Genomic DNA, 1,122 nt, shown 5'->3' with positions numbered 1-1,122 from the left:
GCCCCCCACGGCGACGAGCACGGCGGCCGCGCCGCCGAGGCCGCCGACCACCCCGCCGACGACGACGACGAGGACGCCGACCAGGGCGAACAGGATCCGCGCGACACGGACCTCGTGGGGTGTCGGGTTGCCCACCTGGCGGGAGGCGAACCTGCCACCCAGGTCGGGGAACTGGCCGAGGAGGCGCTGCTCGAGCTCCTCGAGCTGCTGCCTTTCGGCATCGGTCAGGTGCGGGGGACGGGACTCCGGGACGCTCACCCCTCCGTCATACCCCCGACGTGCGGATCTCGACACTCGAAGTCCGATCTGGGCGTCACCTGTTCGGTGAACAGCCATCGAGACGGGGCGAGCGGACGGGCCCTATCTTAACGAGCGTTCATCACATATCGTCGCGCCCATGAGCACCGTTGCCGACTCGACCCGGGTGGCGGAGGCCGCGCACCAGGTCGTGCGCGACCACGACCCGACCACCACCCCGGTCCAGGACTTCCTCGCCGCCGCGTTCGACGCGGGCCTCGCCTGGGTGCACTTCCCGGAGACCCTCGGGGGTCTCGGCGTCTCCCGCGGGCTGCAGGTCGTGGCCGACACGATCCTGCAGGACGCGGGCGGCCCCGTGCCGTTCTCCCTCAACCCCATCGGCTACGGCATGGCCGCGCCGACCCTGCGCGAGCACGCCGGGACCGACGACCTCAAGCGCCGGTGGCTCCGGCCGCTCGCCTCGACCGAGAACATCTGGTGCCAGCTGTTCTCCGAGCCGGGCGCCGGCTCGGACCTCGCAGGCCTCGCGACCTCCGCGGTCCCGGACGGCGACGAGTGGGTCGTCAACGGGCAGAAGGTCTGGACGAGCCTCGCGCACCGCGCCCGCTGGGCGCTGCTGCTGGCCCGCACCGACCCGGACGCGCCGAAGCACAAGGGCCTGACCTACTTCGTCGTCGATATGAAGGGGCCGGGCGTGGAGACGCGCCCGCTGCGCCAGATGACCGGGCAGGCCGAGTTCAACGAGGTCTACCTGTCCGACGCGCGGATCCCCGACGCCCACCGGCTCGGCGCGGTCGGCGACGGCTGGCGGGTGGCGATGACCACCCTGATGAACGAGCGCAGCTCGATCGGCTCGAGCGGCAG

General features: G+C 72.4%; 2 protein-coding genes. One reads left to right on the top strand and one right to left on the bottom strand.

The genetic code is table 11. The annotated features are described in order from the left end of the window. A partial coding sequence (locus tag H5J29_RS33725; RefSeq protein WP_181784913.1) for a DUF3040 domain-containing protein occupies positions 1-258 on the bottom strand: 258 nt, incomplete at its 3' end. Positions 259-397: 139 nt separating this feature from the next. On the opposite strand from H5J29_RS33725, the gene H5J29_RS33720 reads away from it, so the two are divergent. Next, a partial coding sequence (locus tag H5J29_RS33720; protein ID WP_181784912.1) for an acyl-CoA dehydrogenase family protein occupies positions 398-1,122 on the top strand: 725 nt, incomplete at its 3' end.

It is taken from the genome of Pseudonocardia pini (genome assembly GCF_013870575.1).
Classification (GTDB): Bacteria; Actinomycetota; Actinomycetes; order Mycobacteriales; family Pseudonocardiaceae; genus Pseudonocardia; species Pseudonocardia pini.
The sequence above is the reverse complement of the archived record's forward strand: the minus strand, read 5'-3'. Positions and strand labels throughout refer to the sequence as shown.